Here is a 21,885-nt window from a genome sequence, read left to right on the forward strand (position 1 = left end):
GCCTGCGGGGTTCAGTCGGGCATTGCAATGATTGCTTTTTTCTCTGACGGCCAGGCGCAGAAACAGCCATCACCCGCTACGTTAGCAAAAGGGCCGTAACCCTTTGTGCCCAGTTCGCGCACAATATTCGGGAAAAAGTCATCATTGGCGACGGTGCACAGCGCGCCGAAGCCGTAGGCGCCAAAATAACCCAGTTCACCTTGCGGGCTTAACAAAGCCAGCGCCGGACTGCTGGGCAGGGGCAGATCAAGGCCCTGTGGCTGGCGCATCACTTCCATACGGGTACCGTTCAGCTGGCGGAAATTCTGTAGCTGCTCATCGCTGGTGCCCGGAGCGGCAATCACCACGATACGTAACTGCCCGGGGTTAAACTGACTGATCAGGCCATCAAAATGGCGCTGACTGAGCTGGTTGCACAGACAATCGGGGTTCCAGAAATGCAGCAAAAGCACGGGTTCGTCTGTGCCTTCCGGGATCGCAGACGGTGGCAATTGCTGCAGTAACGGCTGCAGCATCTGGCCGACCTGGCTGGCCTGCCAGAAACGGGTATCGTCGTTGTTGCTCACAAAGGGGCGGACGTTCTGTTGCTGAAACCACCATAAGCCGGCCAGGGTTGCCAGCAGCCAGACACTGACCAGCAGGGCCAGCCAGATATTCTTTGCTGAACTGGCCGGTGACGGCGTGCCTGCAGGATGTTTGTTGCTGGACGGTGCGGGTTTGGTCATGGGGCTTTTCGCTGCTGGTTGGGTTTGGCCGGGTCTGGGCGAGTATACCTCAGGATTGCCGTATTTTGTGCGTATGGTTTACTGATTTATACCGTTATCTTTTGGTTCGATCTGGTTATCAATCCGCGGAATTGTGCCGGCTGTATTTGTTACTCACTGGGTTATCTGCTGTGGCATTTAATCTTCAGAGCGTTAGGATACGCAGCTTTGCAGACACTTATGCGTTCACTATGACGGAACCCTCAGCGCCAGCTCTGGCAGAACCTCCCTGGATTGTATCGCTGACCGAAGAGCAGTTGACCGCGCAGCTGGCCGCTGCCCGGGTTCCTGTGTTGCTCGATTTCTGGGCCAGCTGGTGTGCGCCTTGTCGGGCAATTCTGCCATTGCTGGAAAAGCTGGTGCTGGAGCTTAACGGGCAGATACTGTTGTTCAAGGTCGATGCAGAACAGTCACCCGAGCTGCAGCAGCGCTTTGCGGTTAAAGGTCTGCCGGCGGTTCTGTTGCTGCAGAACGGCATGGAGGTTGATCGCTTTCAGCAGACACTCACCGAATCACAGATCCGCGCATTTATTCAGCCCTGGCTCAGGCAGCCAGCGCAGGAGAGTGCTCTGATATCCGGCTGTCTGCAGCAGGCAGAGCGTGCCTTTGCTGCCGCTGATGCGGATCAGGCGGCATTCAGTCTGAATCAGGCCTGCCAGCTTGCCTGTGGTGCACAGGGCAGTACAGCACGGATGCTGGCCGATATTCTGAATGTCTTGCTGGAAGGGCTTGGTTGCTTGCCGCGTTCAGAACGTGGTGCTTTGATTCAGCTGGCTGAAGGCTGGCTGGCCGCCGCCGATTTCAGTGTGTTGCGCGAACCGAAACTGCAACAGGCACAGGCCCGGCTGACGTTACAGCGCCAGCAGTGGCAACAGCCGGCGGATGATATCAGCGTGTTGCGTCAGCAATTAGCGCACCCGGACGCGCAGCATGGACAGTTGGTACTGGCGCTTTCGGGTGCTCTGGCGGCGGAGGGGAATTATCCGGCAGCCCTGGAGTCCTTGCTGGAGTTTTTACAGTCCCGTTGCCACGACAACCCGCAGGCGTCTACCTCGCTTACAGAGGACGCTGACTATCAGCAGGTGCAGGCACGGCTGGTTGAACTGATTGATATTTTGCCGGATCGTGTGCTGGCTAACCGTTACCGCCGCCGGTTGTTTGAATTGCCAGCGTTGCCGTTTTAACCGACCCTGAATTACCCGGATGAAGAATAATGATGTCTTTTAAAGTACTCGCCAGTGCTCTGGCGATGGTCATTACTTTCAGCGCTTTTTTACCTTATATCCGCGGAATTCTGACCGGTGCGATTAAGGCCCATGTGTTTTCCTGGGTGATCTGGGGAATTACCACTCTGGTGGTTTTTTTCGCGCAACTGAGTGATAACGGTGGGGCGGGTGCCTGGGCGGTAGGCTTATCGGCCAGTATCACATTGTTTATCGCCTGTCTGGCGTTTTTAAAACGGGGTGATCTGGCTATCACAAAACTGGATTGGTTATTTTTTATTGCGGCTTTATCGTCGCTGCCATTCTGGTATTTCAGTGATTCTGCATTAATGGCGGTTATTATTTTAACCACCGTGGATTTATTCGGCTTTGGCCCGACACTGCGTAAAGCCTGGGCGTATCCGCAGTCAGAATCGCTCGGTTTTTTTGCCTTATTTTTATTACGTAATCTGTTGGTGGTTGCAGCTCTGGAGCATTATTCCTGGGTTACGCTGCTGTTTCCTTTGGCGGTGGCGCTGGCCTGTATGGCGCTGATGCTGATTATTGTTTTGCGTCGCCGGCAATTAAGCCGGACGACGCCAATATCGTCCTGAAGGTATTAAAGACCGAGCTGACGGGCGGCCAGATCACGCATAATTTCTTCCGAGCCGCCACCAATGGCATTAACCCGTACTTCACGGTAAATGCGCTCGCTTTTACAGCCGCGCATATAGCCCGCACCACCTAATATCTGCAATGCCTCCCGGGCACAGAATTCCATCACCATGGTGGCCTGCACCTTTAATAAGGCAATATCGGCGGGTTTGGCTTTGCCGTTCTGAATCTGCCAGGCGCAGCTGTCCATATAAGCCTGAGTTGCATTCACCTGGCGCACCATTTCGGCAAATTTATGGCGGATAACCTGATGTTTGCTGAGTGGTTTACCAAAGGTTTTGCGCTCTTTTGCCCAGGCGGCAGCTTCTTCGATACAGACTTTGGCACTGGCTAAAGCACCGGCGGTTAACGCCAGCCGTTCATTATTAAAATTATGTACGATGGGCATAAACCCCTGATTTTCAGCGCCAATTAAATAACTGGCCGGTACCCGTACATTATCGAAATACAAGGTCGCTGTGTCCGAACACCACCAACCCTGTTTTTTATTTAATGGCGTACGGCTGAAGCCTGCGGCGTCGGCCGGCACTAATATCATGGAAATACCGCCCACACCTTCGCCGCCGGTACGCACGGCAACGGTGTACCAGTCGGCACGGATACCACCGGTAATAAAGGTTTTGCTGCCGTTAATAATATAGTGGTCGCCATCGCGCACGGCACTGGTGCTGAGGTTGGCAACGTCTGAACCGCCGCCGGGTTCGGTAATGGCCAATGAAATATGTTTTTCGCCACTTAATACCGGCGCAATGACCATGTTTTTTAAATAATCACTGCCAAAATGCACGACCGGTGGCAGGCCAATACCATGCACCATTAATGTGGCATAAATACCACCGGCGCCGGTACGGCTGAGTTCTTCCACGGCAATAATGGTATGAAAAATATCGGTGCCTTCAGTCAGACCACCGTATTGTTCCGGATAGCCCAGTTGCAGCAGGCCGACCTCGGCCGCTTTATGCCACAGCGCTTGCGGTAAATCACAGGCTTCTTCCCAGTCGTCGACATGGGGCATTATTTCGCGTTCGACAAATTTACGCAGCTGGCTGCGCCATTCGGCATGGTTGTCGTTGTAATAGGGGCTGGCTAATCGCAGCGAGTCAAACGTCAGCATATGAGGTTCCTTCCGTTAGTCGTTATTTTTCAGCACATCGGGTAATTCATAGCGATGAAAACCGTTGAATGATTCACTGTTGGTGGCAGGTTTATCCGGCAGCGGAATAATGGCCGGTGCCGAACCCATCGATGATCCGCCATCGACACGCAGGCAGACACCGCTGATAAAATTGGCGCCTTCGCTTAATAAAAAACAGACAGCAGAACTGATTTCGGCTTCGGTCGCGATGCGTTTCAGCGGTACGTGATGGCGCAGGTTGCGGATGGTTTTCTGCATTGCCGGGCTGTAGGTATCAAAGCCACTGGAGGCAACCCAGCCTGGTGCGACGGCATTAACCCGTACGCCGCTTTTTCCCCATTCCCAGGCCGCGGTTTTGGTGATGTTTTCTACCCCGGCACGGGCAGCCCCAGAATGCCCCATTCCCGGCATGCCGTTCAGGTTGTCGGCGGTCATATTGACGATGGCGCCACCGTATTTCTGCATCGACTGACGATAGACTTCGCGCATCATCAAAAAGGTACCGGTAAGGTTGGTATTCAGTACCGCTTCAAAGCCTTTTTTGTTAATAAACTCAAGCGGGGAGGGGAACTGGCCGCCGGCGTTATTAAACAGACCGGCTATCGGGCCGTGCTCAGCCACAATGGTGGCAATGGTGGCGGTCACGGCTTCTTCATCGCGGATATCCAGGCTGTAGCAGCAGGCCTGACCGCCATCTTCGAGAATTTCGCCCAATACCCTGTGCAGTTTGTCTTCGTTGCGCCCGATCAGCACAATGTTGGCGCCCAGAGAAGCCAGTTCGTGGGCAGTGCAGCGGCCAATGCCACTGCCGCCTCCGGAAACAATTAAGGTTTTGCCGGCAAAGATGCCGGCGCGCAGCGTTGATTGATACGGCATAAAGCGTCCCCATGGTGTGCGTGGTACCGGCCTGTTTGGCCGGTTGCTGTTATTTAAATATCGTTATTAAAATCAAATTACCAAGCAAGTGCTTGGTAGGCAACGGTCGTTTGTCGCCATGCTGTTTTTATTTATACCGTTATCTTTCGTGTAACTGTAACCCTGGAACGGTTTCGTCAGGGGCTGAGGGTCGTTGCGTGTTGGCCGCTGCGCTTGATAAATTTTATACCGTTATCTATCAAGTCGATTTTTATTGAAACGCTACTGTTCATATTTCCTGCATAGGGTGTTCAGGCGTTCAGGGTTATCAGTTGCTGCTCAGTTCTTCATAATGCGGCCATTAAACTGGCAGCGGAGAATAACGGATGCAAAAGCGACCATTGGGTAACAGCGATTTACAGGTAACCAAACTCTGCCTGGGGACCATGACCTGGGGTGAGCAGAACACGGAAGCGGAAGCACACCAGCAAATGGATTATGCGCTGGAGCGTGGTATTAATTTCTTCGATACCGCTGAGATGTATCCGGTACCGCCGAAGGGCGAAACCCAGGGGCGTACTGAGCAGTACATCGGCAGCTGGTTTGCTAAAAGCGGAAACCGCGACAAGGTTATTCTGGCCAGTAAAGTAGCGGGCCCGGGTGACTGGATGACTCATCTGCGCAATGGGCCACAACTGACCCGTGCACATATCCGTGAAGCTGTAGAAAACAGCCTGCGACGTTTACAGACCGATTATATCGATCTGTATCAGCTGCACTGGCCGGCACGGCCAACCAATTTTTTTGGCAAACTGGGCTACGAACATCAGGAGCTTGAAAGCACACCGCTGGAAGAAACACTGAGCGCGCTGCAGGAACTTATTAACGAAGGCAAAATCCGCCATTACGGTCTGTCGAATGAAACCGCCTGGGGCACGATGAAGGTGCTGCAGATTGCTGATCAGAATCAGTGGGCGCGACCTCTGAGCGTTCAGAATCCTTATAATCTGCTGAACCGCAGCTATGAAGTTGGCCTGGCGGAAGTCTCTCACCGCGAACAGGTTGGTTTGCTGGCATATTCGCCGCTGGCCTTTGGTGTGCTCAGTGGTAAATACCTGAACGGCCAGCTGCCGCCTAAAGGGCGCATCACCTTGTTCGAACGTTTCAGCCGTTATAAGGGTGAGCATGCGGAACAGGCGGTGCAGAAATACGTCGACCTGGCAACGGATCTGGGAATCAGTCCGGTGACTCTGGCGCTGGCCTTTGTTACTCAGCAGGGTTTTGTGACTTCGAATATTATTGGCGCGACTACTATGGAGCAGTTGCAGGAAAATATTGATTCGGAGGATGTGGTATTAACGGCGGAGATACTTGAACGCATTAATGCCATTCATAAAGTGCATTCCAATCCTTGCCCATGATCCCGCTACTGTCCCATAGTTTTTAATCAGCACCGCAGCTGGCAAAAACTGCATTTTTTAACATCCAGGCCCAATGCCTCCCAGGGGAACTTATCCCCTTGCCGGCGGGCCGACCCCAGCTTCGCGCTTTCTGGACCGTCACCCTTGAAACCTTGATATTTACTGGCCGCGCGCCTCATCGGCCATCCATGGCCGGAGCCGCTTGTCCGCATCCCTGCGGACAGACCAGAAATATCATCGGTTTCTGCGGCGGCCCCAGAGGCGCAGAACACCGTCACCGCGATGCCGTTTTTCAGATCAAACGCATTTTTGAAATATCATGTCTCAAACACGGTTTCCTCTGGAATACGGCTGAGCGGATTGCTCAAACCGGCGATCGTGCGGCGCCAGACAACCAGATGATTCTGTGGCCTTCAGAGCAAAACCCGGCCCCGGAACGATACAAATTGTTGGTACTTAAAAGAGTCGTTCCGGGGCGAATTGTTTTGCGTGCCACATAATCATTGCAGTTGGCTGGATGAAGCCGGACGCGCCGAAAAGAGAGGATCGTAAGGAGATACTTCTCCTTGCAGGGGGCCAGGGGCTTGCCCCGGAAAGGCGTTTCAGGTTGAAAAACAGTTGTCGATTAATGCTGCAATTTGGAGTGACGCGATGTCACTCCAAGCTGTGGGACAGCAGTGGCCATGCGAAAATGCCAGTGGAATAATCAGAGGGTGCTTTTCCTTTATGCCTCTTTTCTCGGTTTAATGTCTTTTTATTTTCCTGATTTCTGTTTCCGTTCTGCGCAATTGCGCAGAATCATCTGCTTTTCTTCCGCACTGGCCGATTGCCAAAAAAGAATTTCACGCAGTGAACGGTAGCAGCCCAGACAAATATCCTGATCATTAAGGCAACAGTTACGGGTGCAGGGTGAAGCACTGTCTTGCATAAATCCTCCCTGTGCCTGTTGGGGCCTGTTTAATTAGTATTATCAGATCCTTGCTTGATTCCTGTCATTACTCATCGCCGGAGGCCAACCGGACACCATTTTTGCCAGCATGCTTTACCCGGTACATGGCTTTGTCGGCCTTGTTGATCAGTGTTTTCAGATCTTGTCCATGTTGCGGATAAAGGGCGATACCCACGCTGGCGCCGATTGTAATATTGCCTTGTTGGGTCACTATGGGCTCTGCCAGAACGCTAATAATTTTTTCGGCAAAGAGGATGGCATCATCGGCGCTTTTTACATCAAGTTGCAGGGCGACAAATTCATCGCCGCCAAAACGGGCAAGCAGGTCGGAAGCGCGCAGTTTATCTTTCAGACGCTGCGCCACATCTTTCAGTACCTGATCGCCGGTTTCGTGGCCATAGCTGTCGTTGACGTTTTTAAAACCGTCGAGGTCGATAAACATGACCGCAAGCTTTTCCTTCATCCGCTTGGCATGGGTGAGTTGTGCGCGGGCCATATCCTGAAATAAATGTAAGGTCGGCAGTCCGGTCAGAGCTTCGTAGTAGGCCATCTGCTGCAGTTTTTCCTGCGCCTCACGGGCATCCTGCAGGGCTTTATGCAGTGAGGTAACATCGTATTCCGACATCAGGATCAGAAAATCACCACTCAGCGGGTGGCGGGTAATGCGGATATCCAGCGTATGGTCGCGCAGTCCGGCAGAGGTTTGCATGCGGTGTGTCCAGCGGCCGCCCCGTTCGGCGATGGCTTTTTCCAGACAACGGGCGCCTTCTGCCGGGTCGGCAAAACGTACGGAAAATTCCGTAATACCATCCGTCAGTGCCGCTGTATTAATCTGTTTGTAGGCCTCCGTTGCTGCCGGGTTTTCGATCACCATGGCGCCGTCAAAGGTGAAGCTGGTGACCAGCACATTGGTGTAACGCATGGCTTCGACCAGCAGCAGATTTTCCGGTGTTTCGCCCAGATTCACTTCTTCGTTGATATAGGCAATGATGCCCCGATGTCTTTGCGGGCCGAGCAACACGGCGCGGTGCATCATATGCAGGGTTTTTGGCTTGCCGTTAGGGTAGGTGGTCCAGGGATCGATGGTCAGCCCCTGACGGGCCGCCAGTTCGAAGGTTTGTGCGGTGCGGTCTTTGGCACCCTGGGTGTCACCGGACAGATCTTTATTAATCAGTTCGTCGACGGTCTTCAGCCCCCAGAAATCAATGGCCGCCTGATTGCCCCACCACCAGCCGTGACGGTCGAGATCAAAAATCCAGACAACATTGGGGATCAGCTCATACAGGCGCAGTTCGTCGTGACTCTGAATATGCACCAGATGGCTGTAGCTGTTTTCCATTCAACGGGTCCTGTGTTGTGGTATGTCGTGTCGTGTCGTGTCGTGCTGTGTTGGTTGCGCTCTTTTATCTTCAAACTTTAGCATTGGTTGTTGTGGAGAGAAGCCCCGGCGTTATCTTTCCGCATTATTCGCTGTGGCTGGCAAGCCAGTTGCAGACACCATCACCGGCACGCTTTCCACTGGCAAAACAGGCCGTTAATAAATATCCACCGGTCGGCGCTTCCCAGTCGAGCATTTCCCCGGCAACAAAGACACCGGGCAGGGCGCTCAGCATCAGATCTTCATTAACGGCGTTTTGTGTAACACCTCCGGCACTGCTGATGGCTTCGGCGAGCGGGCGTGTGGACGTCGGGCAGGGCAGTGGCATGGATTTTAATGCACCGGCGACGGCCTGATGATCGTGCAGATCAAGCTCCGGGCAGCACTCCTTCAGTAATGCATTGGTGATCGCTGGCAGGTTCAGTTTTTTGCGCAGTACATTGGCGAAGCTCATGCCTTTGCGCGGTTGCTGCAGCTTACTGATGATCTGTTCATGGCTGTTCTGTGGCAGCCAGTCGAGCCAGAGTTGCGCCGGCTTGTCTGATTGTTTGCCTGGCTGCTTCTCTGATTGCTTGCTCAGCATCAGGTCACGCAGCGGGGCACTCAGGGCATACACCAGACTGCCTTCAATACCGTACTGACTGACGATAAATTCGCCTTTACGGCACCATGGCTGGCCATGGATGTCGGTCAGCGATAAGGCAATGTTTTTCAGTGGCGTGCCGCCAAAACGCTCGCGGATAAAGTCGCTCCAGGGCAACTCGAAACCACAGTTGCTGGGCAGTAGCGGTGCAATGCTGACGCCCTGTTGTGTCAGCAGGCTGTACCACTGACCGTCGGAGCCAAGACGAGGCCAGCTGGCGCCGCCTAAGGCCAGTACCACTGCATCGAACTGCTGGTGCTTTTCGCCCTCTGGCGTGCTGAAACGCCAGATTTGTTTGCCGTTTTCCATCTGCCAGCCCTGCCAGCGATGACGCGGATGAATACTGACGCCTTGGCTGCGCAGACGGTGCAGCCAGGCGCGTAACAGCGGGGCGGCTTTCATATCTTTGGGGAACACGCGGTTGGAGGTACCGACAAAGGTTTCGATGCCCAACTCATGAATCCAGCTGCGCAGATTATCCGGGGTAAAATCATCCAGCATCGGCCGCAGCCAGTGGCTGGCGTTGCCGTAACGGCTGACAAAATCTGCGTAATCTTCGGCGTGGGTAATGTTCATACCGCCGACACCGGCGAGCAGGAATTTGCGCGCCACACTGGGCATGGCATCAAACACCTCAACGGCCAGACCCTGGCGGGCTATGCGTTCGGCGGCCATCAGACCGGCAGGGCCGGCACCGATCACGGCAATGCGCGGTGAGGCAGAAGATGAAATGCTGATGCTCATGGTAATCCGGACTGTGTGGGCGGGCAGAAAAACCGGCAGTTTATCATGTTGGCTATGGATTACTGCAGTCAGGCTCAGTCGTCTGGCAGCCCCGCATAACGCCAGCTGCGGAAGTCGTCGTACTGCTCGCTGCTGATGTAATCCTTAAAGCGCATATCGCGCAGAATGCGCTGCATTTTTTTACGCAGGCTCGGAGACCAGTTGCCGTTTTGCACCAGAGTGTAGTGGTAGCGCCGTGGCGATGGCAGCAGCAGGGCGAGAAAAGCGCCTTCGGCAGCGTTCAGCCCGGCGGCGGGTTTGCGGAAATAGTAATGGCTGGCAGCGGCGATGCCATACAGGTTGGGGCCGAATTCGGCCATATTCAGGTACAACTCCAGAATCTGATTTTTGCTCAGCGCCTGTTCCAGATGGCGGGTAGCAACCAGTTCCTGAAATTTGCGCGTCAGGGTTTTCTGGTCGTCGAAAAACAGGTTCTTGGTAGCCTGCTGGCTGATGGTGCTGGCGCCGTATTTCCATTCGCGCTGTTTGATATTTTCGCCCAGTGCGGCGAGGAGGGCGTCATAATCGATGCCCTGATGGCTGAAAAAATCGGCATCCTCGCTCAGTACCACGGCATATACCAGATTGCGGCTGATGGCATCCAGTGGCAGCCATTGCGGGGTAATCACATCAATGCCGCTGGCCTGTTCAAGGCGTTGCTCTGTACGGTTGATGGCCTGTTGCTGCAAATTCTTCATATTAAGCTGCGCAGCGTCCGGCACATCCTGTAACAGCCAGTTGAGCCAGGCGACAGAAGATAACAGCAGCAGCCAGAACAAGGCTCCGGTCAGCAGTAATAAACGTTTCAGCCAGCGGCGTGGATAGTTAAACCAATAGCTAAGCCTGTACTTCAGTGAATAAGACAACCTGCGGCTCCTGTGTGGTGGATTTCAGGTCGTCATGTCGTAACCGCAAGCCCTCAGTCCGCCGGACCGGATATCTGGCCCGGTGTCTGGCTGGGAGTCTGTTTAACTGGCTGGCTGAGTATCGGTTTGCGTATCCGGACGATGACTGATCCTGTACAAACGATAGCCCAATGCGACGGCGGCAGCGCTTAATCCGACCACCAGACCGGTCCAGAAGCCTTCGGCTCCCATCATCATTTGCTCACTGAACGCCAGCCAGTAACCAAGGCCCAGGCCGATCAGCCAGTAAGCAACAAAGGTAATCAGCATCACGGCGACGGTATCTTTATACCCGCGCAGAGCACCGGCTGCAGCGACCTGGATCGCATCCGATAACTGGAACACCGCGGCAAATAACAGCAGACCAGCGGCGGTAGAGACTACGGCCGGGTCTGGCGAGTAGAGGCGGGCGATACTGGCAGCAAACAGCACCATCACGCTGGCGTTAAACATCGAAATTCCAAGATTCAGACCGATGCCAATCCAGGCGGTGCGCCGCGCCAGAACATACTGGCCGGAACCCAGCCAGTGGCCCACGCGTACGGTTAAGGCCATGCCCAGACTGAGCGGGATCATAAAGGTCAGCGACGACAGGTTCAGCGCCACCTGATGGCCGGCAACAATGGTCGGGCCCAGTTCGGTCAGGAACAGGGCAATCACGGAGAACAGACTGACTTCAAAGAAAATCGCCACGCCAATGGGTACGCCAATCTGCAGCATTTCTTTTACCTGAGCCTTCACCGGGCGCAGCACATGGCGCCACAGAGGGTATTCTGCCGGTAAGCGCTTTTTACGGGTATTGCGCGCCATGGCGATGGCCATGCCGGCAAAGATCAGGCTGGAACCGATGCCGCAGCCAACGCCGCCCAGTTCCGGCATGCCAAACAGGCCGTAAACAAAAATGGCATTAACCGGTACGTTCATCAGCAAGCCGGTCAGCATGATGCGGGTGACCTGACCCGGCTCGTTCAGTGCTTCGGCGTAAAAACGGTAGGCCAGAAACACGCCAGCGCCGGGCATGCCAAAGGCAATCGCCAGAGTGTATTCCGCGGCAATACGCGCAGTAACCGGATCATCCACCAGCAGCGGCAGGGCGGAAGAGCCGGCTCCGAGCAACAGACCCGCCAGGCTGCCCAGTACAATTCCCACCCACAGCGCCGCGGCCAGCAGATTGGGCAGTTCGTCGTTACGGCGCGCGGCGTTCAGGCCGGAAGCCAGTGGCGACAATGCTACCAATACACCGGCGAGAAACAGCCAGGTGGGCAGCCACAGGCTGGTACCAATGGCGACGGCGGCCAGATCGCGGGTGCTGACATAGCCGGACATCAGGGTATCAACGGTGCCCATGCCGATCTGCGCCAGCTGGGTCGCCAGAATAGGAAAAGTCAGTTTAAGCAGGGCTCTTATTTCTTGAGCTTTGAACGTCATGCCGGTAGTGTCCGTGCGCAGCTCAGGGTTCTGAGCAAGCAATAGGGTCGCAGGGGACAACAGCGCTGGCTGCGAATACAAAAATGCACTGTTGAGAATCTGCGCATTTTGCCCTGAAAGTGCGGTACAGACCAGTGCTGTTCTGTGAATACATTGTTATTGGTTTATGACGATTCCACTTGATATCAACGATCTGATGCGGCTGTTCAACGGTCTGTTTCAGGAAACAGAAAATACCCTGCTGATGGCTGGTGACGACGAGCCCATTTATCTGCCGGCTGATGACCAGCATGCGCAGCACCGGCTGATCTTTGCCCATGGTTTTTATGAGTCGGCGCTGCATGAAATCAGCCACTGGTGTATTGCCGGGCCGGAGCGGCGCAAACTGGTCGATTTTGGCTACTGGTATGAACCGGATGGCCGCAGCGCACAGCAGCAGCGCGCCTTTGAGCAGGTGGAGGTAAAACCTCAGGCGGTAGAGTGGATTCTGTCGGAGGCCTGTGGCCGGCGCTTTTATGTCAGCACCGACAACCTGAATGGTGATTCCGCCGCAGTAGAATCCGGGCTTGCGCGTTTTCGCCAGGCCGTCTGGGTCCAGGCCTGTCATTACCTCGAGCATGGCCTGCCACCACGGGCAGAAGTATTAAAAAAGGCGCTGTTAGATTATTATCAGCGCCAGTCACTATTTGGTGTGCACTTGTTTGCACCGGAACGAATTTAGAAGCGGAGTAGCTTTTGTTAAAGAAATTTTTGCAGGCCGTAACCGGTAAGAAACAACCGGCCGGAAAACAGGGATCGGGCAGTAAGCCCGCAACGCAGGGCCGAGGGGCGAAAAAGCCCGCGGATCTCAGCGCAAAAGACAATAAAAACGCCAAGCGTGGCGGTAAAAAAAGCAATCAGCCAGCCAAAGACACCCACAAAGCGGCCCATCTGCCTCACCATGGCGGTCAGGCGGACAACAAAAAGTCCCAGACGCGCGGCAAGCACGACCAGCAGCGCCCGGCCATTGACGATACACCATGGTCCATCGATGACTTCAAAGTAGACGTTGACCCGGCCAAAACCCGCTTCCACGATCTGGATCTGCCGGATTCTGTGATGCGCGGTATTCATGCGCTGGGCTTCCAGTACTGCACCCCGATTCAGGCAGAAAGTCTGCCAGCCGCTTTACGTGGCCGCGACACCATTGGTCAGGCGCAGACCGGTACCGGTAAATCCGCAGCCTTTCTGCTCACCATTCTCAACCGCTTGCTCACCGTTAAGCCGGAAGAACGTTTTGCCAGCGAACCCCGTGCTCTGGTGATTGCGCCGACCCGTGAACTGGTGATGCAGATCGGTAAAGACGCGGAAGGTCTGGCGAAGTACACCGGACTGAACGTTGTTACCATCGTTGGTGGTATGGACTACGAGAAGCAACGTGCACAGCTGCGTAACCATGTGGTCGATGTTCTGGTGGCAACGCCGGGCCGTCTGATTGACTTTATGCGCAGTCAGGATGTGTTCCTCGATCAGGTTGAAGTGCTGGTGCTGGACGAAGCCGACCGTATGCTCGATATGGGCTTTATTCCGGATGTGCGCCGCATTGTCCGCGCCACGCCCACCAAAGATCAGCGTCAGACGCTGCTGTACTCCGCCACCTTCAACTACGATGTGCGCATCCTGATTGATCAGTGGACCACGGACCCGCTGGAAGTGGTGATTGAGCCTGAACAGGTCGCGACCGATCGGGTGGAGCAGCGCTGCTATCTGGTTGCTGAGAGTGACAAATACAAACAACTGGAACGGGTTCTGGCCGACGAAAAACCGGAGCGTTGTATTATCTTCGCCAACCGTCGTGACCTGACCCGTAATCTGTGTGACAAACTCAACAAAAACGGCCATGTGGCGGTGCTGTTGTCGGGTGAAGTTGCGCAGGAAAAACGTATCCGAACACTGGAACGTTTCCGTTCCGGCCACGTCCGCATTCTGGTGGCAACGGACGTTGCCGGTCGCGGTATCCACGTTGACGGCGTCAGCCATGTGATCAACTACACCCTGCCGGAAGACCCGGAAGATTACGTGCACCGTATCGGCCGTACCGGGCGTGCCGGGGCAAAAGGGGTGTCGGTCAGCTTTATTTCCGAAGATGATGCGTTCGTACTGCCGGATCTGGAGAAATATCTGGGCACCAAGCTGGAACTGACGCAGCCCTGAACTGTTGCACTGTGGCATCGGACGGATGCAACAGGATGGCTGTCAAAGGGTAGATTGAACCGTTATTGAACAGGAGTTTCTGGCGGATGCTGTTGCCGTTCACTCTGTTGTCCCGGTCAGGCCGGGGCAACACCTCCCCCCGGCGGGGCGCAGAAAGCAGGATGGTCTTTCTGCCACGTTTTGCCACGCTGTTTGCACTTCTGCTTTGGCAGTTGCTGGTTACTCCGGCGACTGCAGCTGAAGCGGTCACGTCTGAAATGGTCAGCGCTGAAACCGCGAATCAGGCCGTTCAGGTAACGCCTGAGTGGGTCGAGCGTTATCTCTATACCCGCAACTCGGCCTTGCTCGATGACAGCCCGAACGATCACGTTATGTCGTTTTATTACTTTGGCCGGCTGGATCAGCGCACGCTGATTGGCCTTGAGCGGGTGCGCGGTGATGATTACGAGCAGTTTTTCAGCCTGCTGGTGTTCGAAGGTGCGGAGCTTCTGGGGTACTACCGCAACGTGCTGAGTTTTCCATCAGGCGTTGCCGATAACGGCGAGGTGCAGTTCCCGCGTGGGGTCGATGTTCATTTACAGGGCAGTGATGCTTTGCTGAACATCACTGCGCCCGTGTTCAGTGGTTTATGTCAGCGACAGCGGGGCGCGGAAGCTGAGACGGATCTTTGTGTGCCATGGATGTCTGCTCGTTCGCAATGATCTGCTGAATTAACCAATCCGGATCATCCATCGGCAGGTCGTGCCCCGCCCTGGGATGGCTGAGCAGATTTTTCTGCCAGCGTTCGGCAATGCGGCGTGTACAGGCTGCATCTACCAGACGGTCGGCCAGACTGTTATAGAAAAAAGCATCCTGCAGGGGAGCCTTGGCCGGGCCGTGGAAGTGGCTGGCGGCCAGTAACTGGGCAAGGCCGTTGCGTAATGACAGCGGATGAGCGGCGGCATAATCACACCACAGCGGCAGCAGGCATTCGCTGTCCTTCATATTCAGCGTCCACTTCAGAATGGCGGCTTCAAGCTTGTCTGAACTGCGTAAACTGCGCAGAAATCCTAATAATGGCCGGATTTTCATCCGCTGCCAGGGCGTCGAAGAATTACTGAAACTGGTATTAATCAGGTGCAGGCGGGCGACTTCCTGCGGATAGCAGCGTGCCCATTCGCTGGCGATCATCGCGCCCATCGAAATGGCGACAAGAACCCGCGGACGGGTATTGTCCGGACTGAGTTTCTGCACCTGATGGCGGATGTCGAGCATCATATTATGAATGCTGAAGGGGGTTTTATCGCGGAAGCGCTCGCCATTACCAGCCAGCTCCGGCAGCAGTAATGCCGATGGTGCCAGTTGCTGCTGTTGTAATTGGCTGAGCAACTGGTCGGGAAAGGCACCCCAGTGAAAGCGGCTGCGGATCAGGCCGCGGATCAGTACCCATTCGGGCTGGGATTGTTGAGTGTCCTGCTGAGCATCCATGCGCATATCAGGTTATTCCGTTACCAGAAGTTGAAATAGCGGTGCACACTGAACTGCAGTGTGGTGCCGGCATCGTAATCTGAACTGAGATTGGTGCGGTCGATGCTCAGACGGTAGTCGTACGGACCGTAGCTGCGTTCAACGCCGACGCGGAATTGCCAGTAATCATCACTGTGTCCGCCGCCAAAATTAAAGTCGTCGTTGATTTCCAGGTAGCGGTGCTGGGCGGTAAAAAACTCAATCGAAAAGCTATCGGTCTGGATGGTGTAACCCAGTTCCAGACTGCGTTTGGCAAATCCTGAATCCAGATAAGAATCGCTGTGGCGCCAGCCCAGTGTCAGGGCATCGTCGACCAGCAGGCGCAGCGTTCCTTCACTGTAGGCCTGATCCTGAATGCTGGCGTCGCCGGCAAAGGTGTAGCGGGTCGCGGAAATATCCATCGCAATACCATCACTCAGCGGCAGATACAGGCCAGCAAAGGCATCGTGCTCGTAGGTGGCATGATCACCTTTGCGGTCCAGACCAGAAGACCACAGGCCGGTGTAAAAACCGCTGTCATGGCGGAAGGTCAGGCCGCCCTGCAGGGCTGCATTGCCACCGGTCTGACTGACACCATCGCGAACGTATTCTGAAGTCAGACCCAGATTGGCGTTCAGTTCGGCATGGACGGTGGTGGCTGCCAGCATCGTCAGAGCGGCAGAGGCAGTAAGCAGAGGGCGGAATACAGACATGTGACTAGCGCTTTCCGTTAGTGATCAGATAAAGGCCGCTATCATACGATGTTTCTGCGGCGCTGTGATGTGTTTGTGGTGTATTTGCTGGCGTGATACTGGCCGGGCGCTATTTCGGGCAAGCGCCGGGGCTGAAAGTTCCGCTTCAGAGGTTGGGGCCGCTACGGTTGTATGGATACCAGCGGTCGCAGGCGCGCTGGTACAGCTGCTGTTTATCGGCAGCGTTGTCAGGTGCCCAGGTGGGCATGCTGCGCACTGCTGACATTAAAAACTCAATCAGAGTGAAATGGCGGCGCAGAATACGCTGATGCCGGTGCGGCAGAATCGGATTAAACAGGCTGTGGTAACGGAACAGGTGGCGCGGATTTTTTTTCACCCACAGCCAGGAGCCCATTTCCAGTGTCAGCGGCAGATAAAGGCCATCAGGTTGCTGTGCCATGTAGTCGTCATACAGGTAATCCCACAGATCGCCATGAGTGGTGTAACTGTGCGCCTGAGGCTCAAACAGGTACATATTATGGCTGGGGTAGCTGTGTTCAAACAATTGTGTCAGGGCGCAGGCTTCCGGCAGTCCGGGCCAGGGTTCGGTGCTTTTGGCGTAGGGAAACCAGATGCGGTCTTTGTAGCCAAACCCTGAATGGCAATCGAGGGTGATGCAGTGTTTCTGATATTTCAGACTGGCGCGGATGCTGTCGATCAGGGCCTGACTCTCCGTCTCCATAGGTTCGCCTTTGCGTCCGCGATACCAGGGCAGGTGACGGCTGATGCGCTGTCCGCCGACCAGAAAGGGTGTGCTGCCAATTGCATCGACCGGCGCATTACGCATTAAATCAACGCCGTTAGGGTTGGCGCGGCTGTTATTCCACATGCCGCCGGGATTCACGATCGGAATAACCACCAGCCGGATCTGAGCCAGCATTTCCATGGCGGTAGGGTCCCAGTCGAGGCGGCGCAGCAGGGTACGTAAGAACGATAAAATCACCTGGCTGCCAATACGTTCGATACCATGTACGCCGCCGATCAGTGCCAGTGTCGGAGCCAGTGGTGTGGTGGCGCCCATTTCCAGCACATAAAACGGCAATCTGAATGAACCCTGTTGGATATGAGCAGGAACGGATACCCGCAGATGATGGCGGCCTTGCTCAATGAGTTGTTCCAGTTCGGTCAGTTCGGGCAGGGCTTTATTAATTTGGTAAATCCGTTGAATCACGTTGGCTGCATCCTTATTCTGCTCAGCCGTCCTCTTTACCAGAATAGAGTAACAATTCGATGAAATCTTCCCAGTCGCTGCCCGATACTCCTCCGGACCGTTACCGCGGCTGGCACTGGGTGAAAAACCTATGGCCGTATCTGATGGAGCATCGCTGGCGCGTTCTTGCTGCTTTGTTGTGTCTGGTGGGGGCGAAGCTGGCCAGTGTGTCGATGCCGTTTCTGCTGAAATATCAGGTCGATCACCTGAGTGCGGTCGACAAACAGGCCATTAATCCGGTGGACTGGTGGTTATGGTTTCCGCTGGCTTTATTGCTGGCTTATGGCGCCGTGCGTTTTTTAAACGTTTTTATGGGCGAGGTGCGTGATTTATTGTTTGGCCGGGTTACTGAGCGGGCCATGCGGCGCATGGCGCTGAAGGTGTTTGAGCATCTGCATACCCTGAGCCTGGAATTTCATTTAAACCGCCAGACCGGCGCATTGCAGCGTGATATTGAGCGTGGCACCAACGGCATCAGTTTTCTGCTGCGCTTTATGATCTTCAATATTATTCCGACCTTCCTCGAGTTGTTTCTGGTGATCGGCTTGTTGCTGGCCAACTATCCGCCGGTATTCGGCATTATTACCGCTGTAGCGGTCGTGGCTTATGTGGCCTATTCGGTAAAAGTAACGGAATGGCGTACCCATTATGTGCGTGAAGCCAACCGTATGGATTCCACCACCCATGCCCGCGCCCTAGACAGCCTGCTGAATTATGAAACGGTCAAATATTTTACCGCCGAGCAGCGCGAAGCTGAGGCTTATGACAGCTCGCTGGCGCAGTGGGAGCAGGCGCGGCGTATGAACCGCTTTTCGCTGTTCAGCCTGAACAGCGGGCAGGCGCTGATTGTCAGTGTCGCGATGGGCTCAATGTTGTTATTCGCAGCCTACTATGTACTGATTGGCCGCATGACTCTGGGTGACTTTACTCTGGTGAATGCCTTTATGTTCCAGCTGTTTGTACCGCTGAATTTTCTGGGTTTTGTTTATCGTGAAATTAAAGCGTCGATGGCCAATATCGAGCGTATGTTTGAGCTGCTGGATGAGCAGTCAGCGGTCAAAGATAACGGCACGGGAACCCTGCAGGTTGGTCAGGGTGAAGTGGTATTCCGTAATCTTCAGTTTGCCTACCAGCCGGAGCGACCTATTTTACGCGGCCTGAATTTAACCCTGGATGCCGGAAAAACACTGGCGGTGGTTGGTTCCAGCGGTGCCGGTAAATCGACCCTGACCAAATTATTATTCCGTTTCTACGATGCACAGCAGGGCGAGATTCTGATTGATGGTCAGCCCATACAGTCGGTACCGCAGCAACAATTAAGGCAGGCACTGGGCATCGTGCCGCAGGATACGGTGCTGTTTAATGATACACTGAAAAATAACCTGCTGTACGCCCGCCCCGAGGCAACAGATGCTGAACTTGCTGAGGTGATCCGTATGGCGCATTTACAGAAACTGATGAATGAATGCCCGGATGGTATGGATACCGTGGTTGGTGAGCGTGGGCTGAAATTGTCCGGCGGTGAAAAACAGCGCATCGCCATTGCCCGTATGCTGCTTAAACGCCCGGCAATTATGGTGTTTGATGAAGCGACTTCGTCGCTCGATTCCCATACCGAACGCGGCATTATGGCCGAAATCCGCGAAGTGGCGCGTGGTCATACGGCACTGATTATTGCTCACCGTTTATCGACGGTGGTTGATGCTGATTGTATTGCGGTGCTGGAGAATGGTCAGGTGGTCGAGCAGGGCACCCACCAGCAATTGCTGGCCGGCGGCGGTGCCTATGCCGCATTGTGGCAGGCGCAACAGCAATCGGATGCTGCTGAGCACGTGGACGCTGAGGAAAAGTAATGCACCTGTTAATTGTTGATGCAATGAACCTGATCCGCCGTATTTATGCGGCGGCGGCCGACACCGAATTACCGCTGGAGGCGACCCGCAGCCGTTGTTTAAGTGCCATTGCGCGTAATGCGGAATACGCCAAGGCTACGCATGTGGCGATGGTATTTGAGCAGAAATGCCAGACCTGGCGCCATGAATTATGGCCGGATTACAAGCTGGGCCGGCCACCGATGCCAGAAGCCTTGCAACACGATCTGGCCGATATGCAGCGTTATTTTCAGCAGTCAGGCGTGTTTTGCCTCGACCTGGCCGGTTGGGAAGGCGATGACGTGATGGCCACACTGGCGAGTAAAGCTGCTTTTGCCGGTCTGCAGGTGACGATTCTGTCGACCGATAAAGGCTTCTGCCAGCTGGTGAATCCACGCCTGAGTGTACGTAATCATTTTGACCGCTTTACCTGGGATGAGCTGATGGTTGAGCAGAAATTTGGCCTGAAGCCCCAGCAACTGGCCGATTTCTGGGCGCTGACCGGCGACAGTACCAATCATTTGCCCGGTGTGGCGGGTATTGGCCCGAAAACCGCTGGTCATCTGCTGGATCAGTTCGGATCGCTGGATGTGTTGCTGGTGCAGCGTGAGCAGTGTGATACCAAAGTACGTAACGCGCTGAATGAGCATTGGCCGACGGCATTGCTGACGCGGGTTCTGGCAAGGCTGCGAACCGATGTGCCTTTGGGGTTCAACCTGCACGATCTGCGCTGGCAAAACGGCCGCTGAGACCTCAGATAGTGGGCGGCTGAGCCTTGGGTCAAAAAAGTGCTGGGGCAAAAAACGTTGGAGCAAGGGCGGCTGGCACTCGGCGGCCCGATTGATTAAAATCGCCGCCTTTTCTGTGAGGACGTTGTATGTCCGTCGATATCAAAGTCCGGGGTTATCACCTCGACATCTACCACCATGTAAACAACGGCCGCTATCTGGAATTTCTGGAAGAGGGGCGTTGGGATTACTTCGACCGTCATCAGTTTATTCAGCTGTTTGAAGCGCAGAATCTGGCTTTTGTCGTGGCCAATATCAACATCAGTTACCGTCGTCCGGCGTATGCGGGTGAAGTTATCCGTATCAGCACGCGGATGGAAAAAATCGGTAATAAAAGTGCGCAGATGGTGCAGGAAGTCCGTTTGCTGGAAAACGGTGAGGCAAGCACGCTGATTGCCGATGCGGTGGTCACTTTCTGCCTGATGGATTCGGAAACTCAGAAAGCCGTGCCGATTGAAGGCAATGCCCGGGCGGTGCTGGAAACCATGATTGAGGATGGTTTATGAGCGTGAAAGATGTATTGGCTGAGATTAATGGCTTTCTCGGGTGTGTAACACCGGATGCCTGGATCGATGAGGCTCTGAATAATCAGGAGACCTTGCTGATTGATCATGCCAACTGTGAAAAAAAAGCCGCCACCACGGCGATGAATCTGCTTTATAAGCACATCGATCGCGAAGATCTGCTGAAAAAAATGAGCCAGCTGGCGCGTGAAGAGCTACTGCATTTTGAGCAGGTTGTTAACATCATGAAAGACCGTGGCATTGCTTACCGCCATGTATCCTCGTCGCGCTATGCGGCGGGCTTGCGTGAGCAGGTGCGCAAGGGGGGGATAAATGAACTGGTGGATGTGCTGATTGTCGGCGCCTTTATCGAAGCCCGTTCCTGTGAGCGTTTTGCCAAGCTGGCGCCGTTTCTGGATGACGTGCTGGCAAAATTTTACCGCTCACTGTTGCGCTCTGAAGGTCGTCATTATCAGGATTATCTGGCGCTGGCTGCGCAGTATGCGGATGCGCCCATTGCTGAGCGGGTGGCGGAATTCCGTGAGTTCGAGCGTGAACTGATCGAATCCCCCGATGCTGAATTTCGCTTTCACAGCGGTGTGCCTGTGGCGGCTTAATCAGCCGTCACTGCTGGCACGGATGATTTTGCGGCAAACGTCGGCAATATTGCTGTACTCCTCTGCGTTAATAGCGCCGGCGTCCAGGTCACGGCGCGCCTGATCCAGGCGGGCTTCGGCATCTTTCAGGTCGGTATAGCGGCGGTTTGCTTCCAGTGCGTTAAGAACAGTACGTGCGGTCATGATTTTCTCCCTGTTTGTTCTGCTTTTCCAAGCCTAGGAAATAATCAGCAGGAGTGGAATCTGTCGGAAGTATTATTCTGTTCCTGCCGCTTCAATGCGGACAAATACCGGTCGATATGGCGTTTTTTGCATTATTGCTGGCAGT

General features: G+C 54.6%; 22 protein-coding genes. 10 read left to right on the forward strand and 12 right to left on the reverse strand.

Features of this window, described 5'->3' with window-relative positions:
* Nucleotides 1–11 precede the first annotated feature (11 nt).
* Nucleotides 12–725: a DUF6436 domain-containing protein gene (locus LGT44_RS19270; protein ID WP_230332030.1), complete on the reverse strand. Its 714-nt coding sequence runs from the start codon at nt 723–725 to the stop codon at nt 12–14.
* A 230-nt stretch (nt 726–955) separates the two neighbouring features.
* Between LGT44_RS19270 and LGT44_RS19275 the strand changes: the two genes are divergently transcribed.
* On the forward strand, nt 956–1,948 hold the full coding sequence (locus LGT44_RS19275) for a tetratricopeptide repeat protein (protein WP_230332031.1): 993 nt from the start codon (nt 956–958) through the stop codon (nt 1,946–1,948).
* 29 nt (nt 1,949–1,977) lie between these two features.
* Nucleotides 1,978–2,580 carry a hypothetical protein gene (locus LGT44_RS19280; protein ID WP_230332032.1) on the forward strand — a complete coding sequence of 201 codons (603 nt, stop codon included), beginning with the start codon at nt 1,978–1,980 and terminating at the stop codon, nt 2,578–2,580.
* Between the two features lie 5 nt (nt 2,581–2,585).
* Here the strand turns inward: LGT44_RS19280 and LGT44_RS19285 are convergent, their stop codons facing one another.
* Both LGT44_RS19285 and LGT44_RS19290 read right to left on the reverse strand, forming a co-directional pair.
* Complete coding sequence (locus tag LGT44_RS19285; RefSeq protein ID WP_230332033.1) at nt 2,586–3,755, reverse strand: acyl-CoA dehydrogenase family protein; 1,170 nt, start codon at nt 3,753–3,755, stop codon at nt 2,586–2,588.
* A 15-nt stretch (nt 3,756–3,770) separates the two neighbouring features.
* Nucleotides 3,771–4,652, reverse strand: coding sequence for an SDR family oxidoreductase (locus LGT44_RS19290; protein ID WP_230332034.1), 882 nt, complete (start codon nt 4,650–4,652; stop codon nt 3,771–3,773).
* A 365-nt stretch (nt 4,653–5,017) separates the two neighbouring features.
* Here LGT44_RS19290 and LGT44_RS19295 point away from each other — a divergent pair, with 365 nt between their 5' ends.
* Nucleotides 5,018–6,052 (forward strand): NADP(H)-dependent aldo-keto reductase, encoded by a 1,035-nt coding sequence (locus LGT44_RS19295; RefSeq protein ID WP_230332035.1) that lies wholly within the window; start codon nt 5,018–5,020, stop codon nt 6,050–6,052.
* A 754-nt stretch (nt 6,053–6,806) separates the two neighbouring features.
* Here LGT44_RS19295 and LGT44_RS19300 read toward each other — a convergent pair.
* The 5 genes from LGT44_RS19300 to LGT44_RS19320 form a co-directional block, all read right to left on the reverse strand.
* Nucleotides 6,807–6,980: a DUF1289 domain-containing protein gene (locus tag LGT44_RS19300; RefSeq protein ID WP_145468864.1), complete on the reverse strand. Its 174-nt coding sequence runs from the start codon at nt 6,978–6,980 to the stop codon at nt 6,807–6,809.
* A gap of 67 nt (nt 6,981–7,047) precedes the next feature.
* Nucleotides 7,048–8,340: a GGDEF domain-containing protein gene (locus tag LGT44_RS19305; RefSeq protein ID WP_230332036.1), complete on the reverse strand. Its 1,293-nt coding sequence runs from the start codon at nt 8,338–8,340 to the stop codon at nt 7,048–7,050.
* Between the two features lie 124 nt (nt 8,341–8,464).
* Nucleotides 8,465–9,766 (reverse strand): BaiN/RdsA family NAD(P)/FAD-dependent oxidoreductase, encoded by a 1,302-nt coding sequence (locus tag LGT44_RS19310; RefSeq protein WP_230332037.1) that lies wholly within the window; start codon nt 9,764–9,766, stop codon nt 8,465–8,467.
* A 74-nt stretch (nt 9,767–9,840) separates the two neighbouring features.
* Nucleotides 9,841–10,671 carry a monofunctional biosynthetic peptidoglycan transglycosylase gene (gene mtgA / locus LGT44_RS19315; RefSeq protein ID WP_230332038.1) on the reverse strand — a complete coding sequence of 277 codons (831 nt, stop codon included), beginning with the start codon at nt 10,669–10,671 and terminating at the stop codon, nt 9,841–9,843.
* 102 nt (nt 10,672–10,773) lie between these two features.
* Nucleotides 10,774–12,138, reverse strand: a complete 1,365-nt coding sequence (locus tag LGT44_RS19320) for an MATE family efflux transporter (protein ID WP_230332039.1) — start codon at nt 12,136–12,138, stop codon at nt 10,774–10,776.
* A gap of 166 nt (nt 12,139–12,304) precedes the next feature.
* Here LGT44_RS19320 and LGT44_RS19325 point away from each other — a divergent pair, with 166 nt between their 5' ends.
* The 3 genes from LGT44_RS19325 to LGT44_RS19335 all read left to right on the forward strand — a co-directional run bounded on the left by LGT44_RS19325 (nt 12,305) and on the right by LGT44_RS19335 (nt 15,032).
* Nucleotides 12,305–12,859 (forward strand): elongation factor P hydroxylase, encoded by a 555-nt coding sequence (locus tag LGT44_RS19325; RefSeq protein WP_230332040.1) that lies wholly within the window; start codon nt 12,305–12,307, stop codon nt 12,857–12,859.
* Between the two features lie 284 nt (nt 12,860–13,143).
* A complete protein-coding gene (gene rhlB / locus LGT44_RS19330; RefSeq protein ID WP_255449030.1) occupies nt 13,144–14,331 on the forward strand; it encodes an ATP-dependent RNA helicase RhlB in 1,188 nt (395 codons plus the stop codon).
* A gap of 161 nt (nt 14,332–14,492) precedes the next feature.
* On the forward strand, nt 14,493–15,032 hold the full coding sequence (locus LGT44_RS19335) for a hypothetical protein (protein ID WP_230332041.1): 540 nt from the start codon (nt 14,493–14,495) through the stop codon (nt 15,030–15,032).
* Here LGT44_RS19335 and LGT44_RS19340 read toward each other — a convergent pair.
* The 3 genes from LGT44_RS19340 to LGT44_RS19350 all read right to left on the reverse strand — a co-directional run bounded on the left by LGT44_RS19340 (nt 14,950) and on the right by LGT44_RS19350 (nt 17,739).
* Complete coding sequence (locus tag LGT44_RS19340; protein ID WP_230332042.1) at nt 14,950–15,804, reverse strand: alpha/beta fold hydrolase; 855 nt, start codon at nt 15,802–15,804, stop codon at nt 14,950–14,952. The two genes, LGT44_RS19335 and LGT44_RS19340, sit on opposite strands and share 83 nt — an antisense overlap.
* A 14-nt stretch (nt 15,805–15,818) precedes the next feature.
* The gene (locus tag LGT44_RS19345; protein ID WP_145468855.1) at nt 15,819–16,529 is read right to left on the reverse strand and encodes a TorF family putative porin; all 711 of its coding nucleotides are present in this window, start codon (nt 16,527–16,529) and stop codon (nt 15,819–15,821) included.
* 145 nt (nt 16,530–16,674) lie between these two features.
* The gene (locus LGT44_RS19350) at nt 16,675–17,739 is read right to left on the reverse strand and encodes a M14 family metallopeptidase (protein ID WP_145468854.1); all 1,065 of its coding nucleotides are present in this window, start codon (nt 17,737–17,739) and stop codon (nt 16,675–16,677) included.
* A gap of 59 nt (nt 17,740–17,798) precedes the next feature.
* Here LGT44_RS19350 and LGT44_RS19355 point away from each other — a divergent pair, with 59 nt between their 5' ends.
* From LGT44_RS19355 to miaE, 4 genes are all read left to right on the forward strand, one after another.
* Nucleotides 17,799–19,631 carry an ABCB family ABC transporter ATP-binding protein/permease gene (locus tag LGT44_RS19355; protein WP_230332043.1) on the forward strand — a complete coding sequence of 611 codons (1,833 nt, stop codon included), beginning with the start codon at nt 17,799–17,801 and terminating at the stop codon, nt 19,629–19,631.
* Nucleotides 19,631–20,398: a flap endonuclease Xni gene (xni, locus tag LGT44_RS19360; RefSeq protein WP_230332044.1), complete on the forward strand. Its 768-nt coding sequence runs from the start codon at nt 19,631–19,633 to the stop codon at nt 20,396–20,398. Before LGT44_RS19355 ends, xni begins: the two co-directional genes overlap by 1 nt.
* Before the next feature lie 128 nt (nt 20,399–20,526).
* Complete coding sequence (locus LGT44_RS19365; RefSeq protein WP_230332045.1) at nt 20,527–20,943, forward strand: acyl-CoA thioesterase; 417 nt, start codon at nt 20,527–20,529, stop codon at nt 20,941–20,943.
* Nucleotides 20,940–21,557 (forward strand): tRNA-(ms[2]io[6]A)-hydroxylase, encoded by a 618-nt coding sequence (gene miaE, locus LGT44_RS19370; protein ID WP_230332046.1) that lies wholly within the window; start codon nt 20,940–20,942, stop codon nt 21,555–21,557. The genes LGT44_RS19365 and miaE overlap by 4 nt, the downstream gene beginning before the upstream one ends.
* Here the strand turns inward: miaE and LGT44_RS19375 are convergent, their stop codons facing one another.
* Nucleotides 21,558–21,740 carry a hypothetical protein gene (locus tag LGT44_RS19375; protein ID WP_145468850.1) on the reverse strand — a complete coding sequence of 61 codons (183 nt, stop codon included), beginning with the start codon at nt 21,738–21,740 and terminating at the stop codon, nt 21,558–21,560.
* Between the last annotated feature and the right edge of the window lie 145 nt (nt 21,741–21,885).

This window comes from Thalassolituus alkanivorans (assembly GCF_020447205.1).
Classification (GTDB): domain Bacteria; phylum Pseudomonadota; class Gammaproteobacteria; order Pseudomonadales; family Oceanobacteraceae; genus Venatoribacter; species Venatoribacter alkanivorans.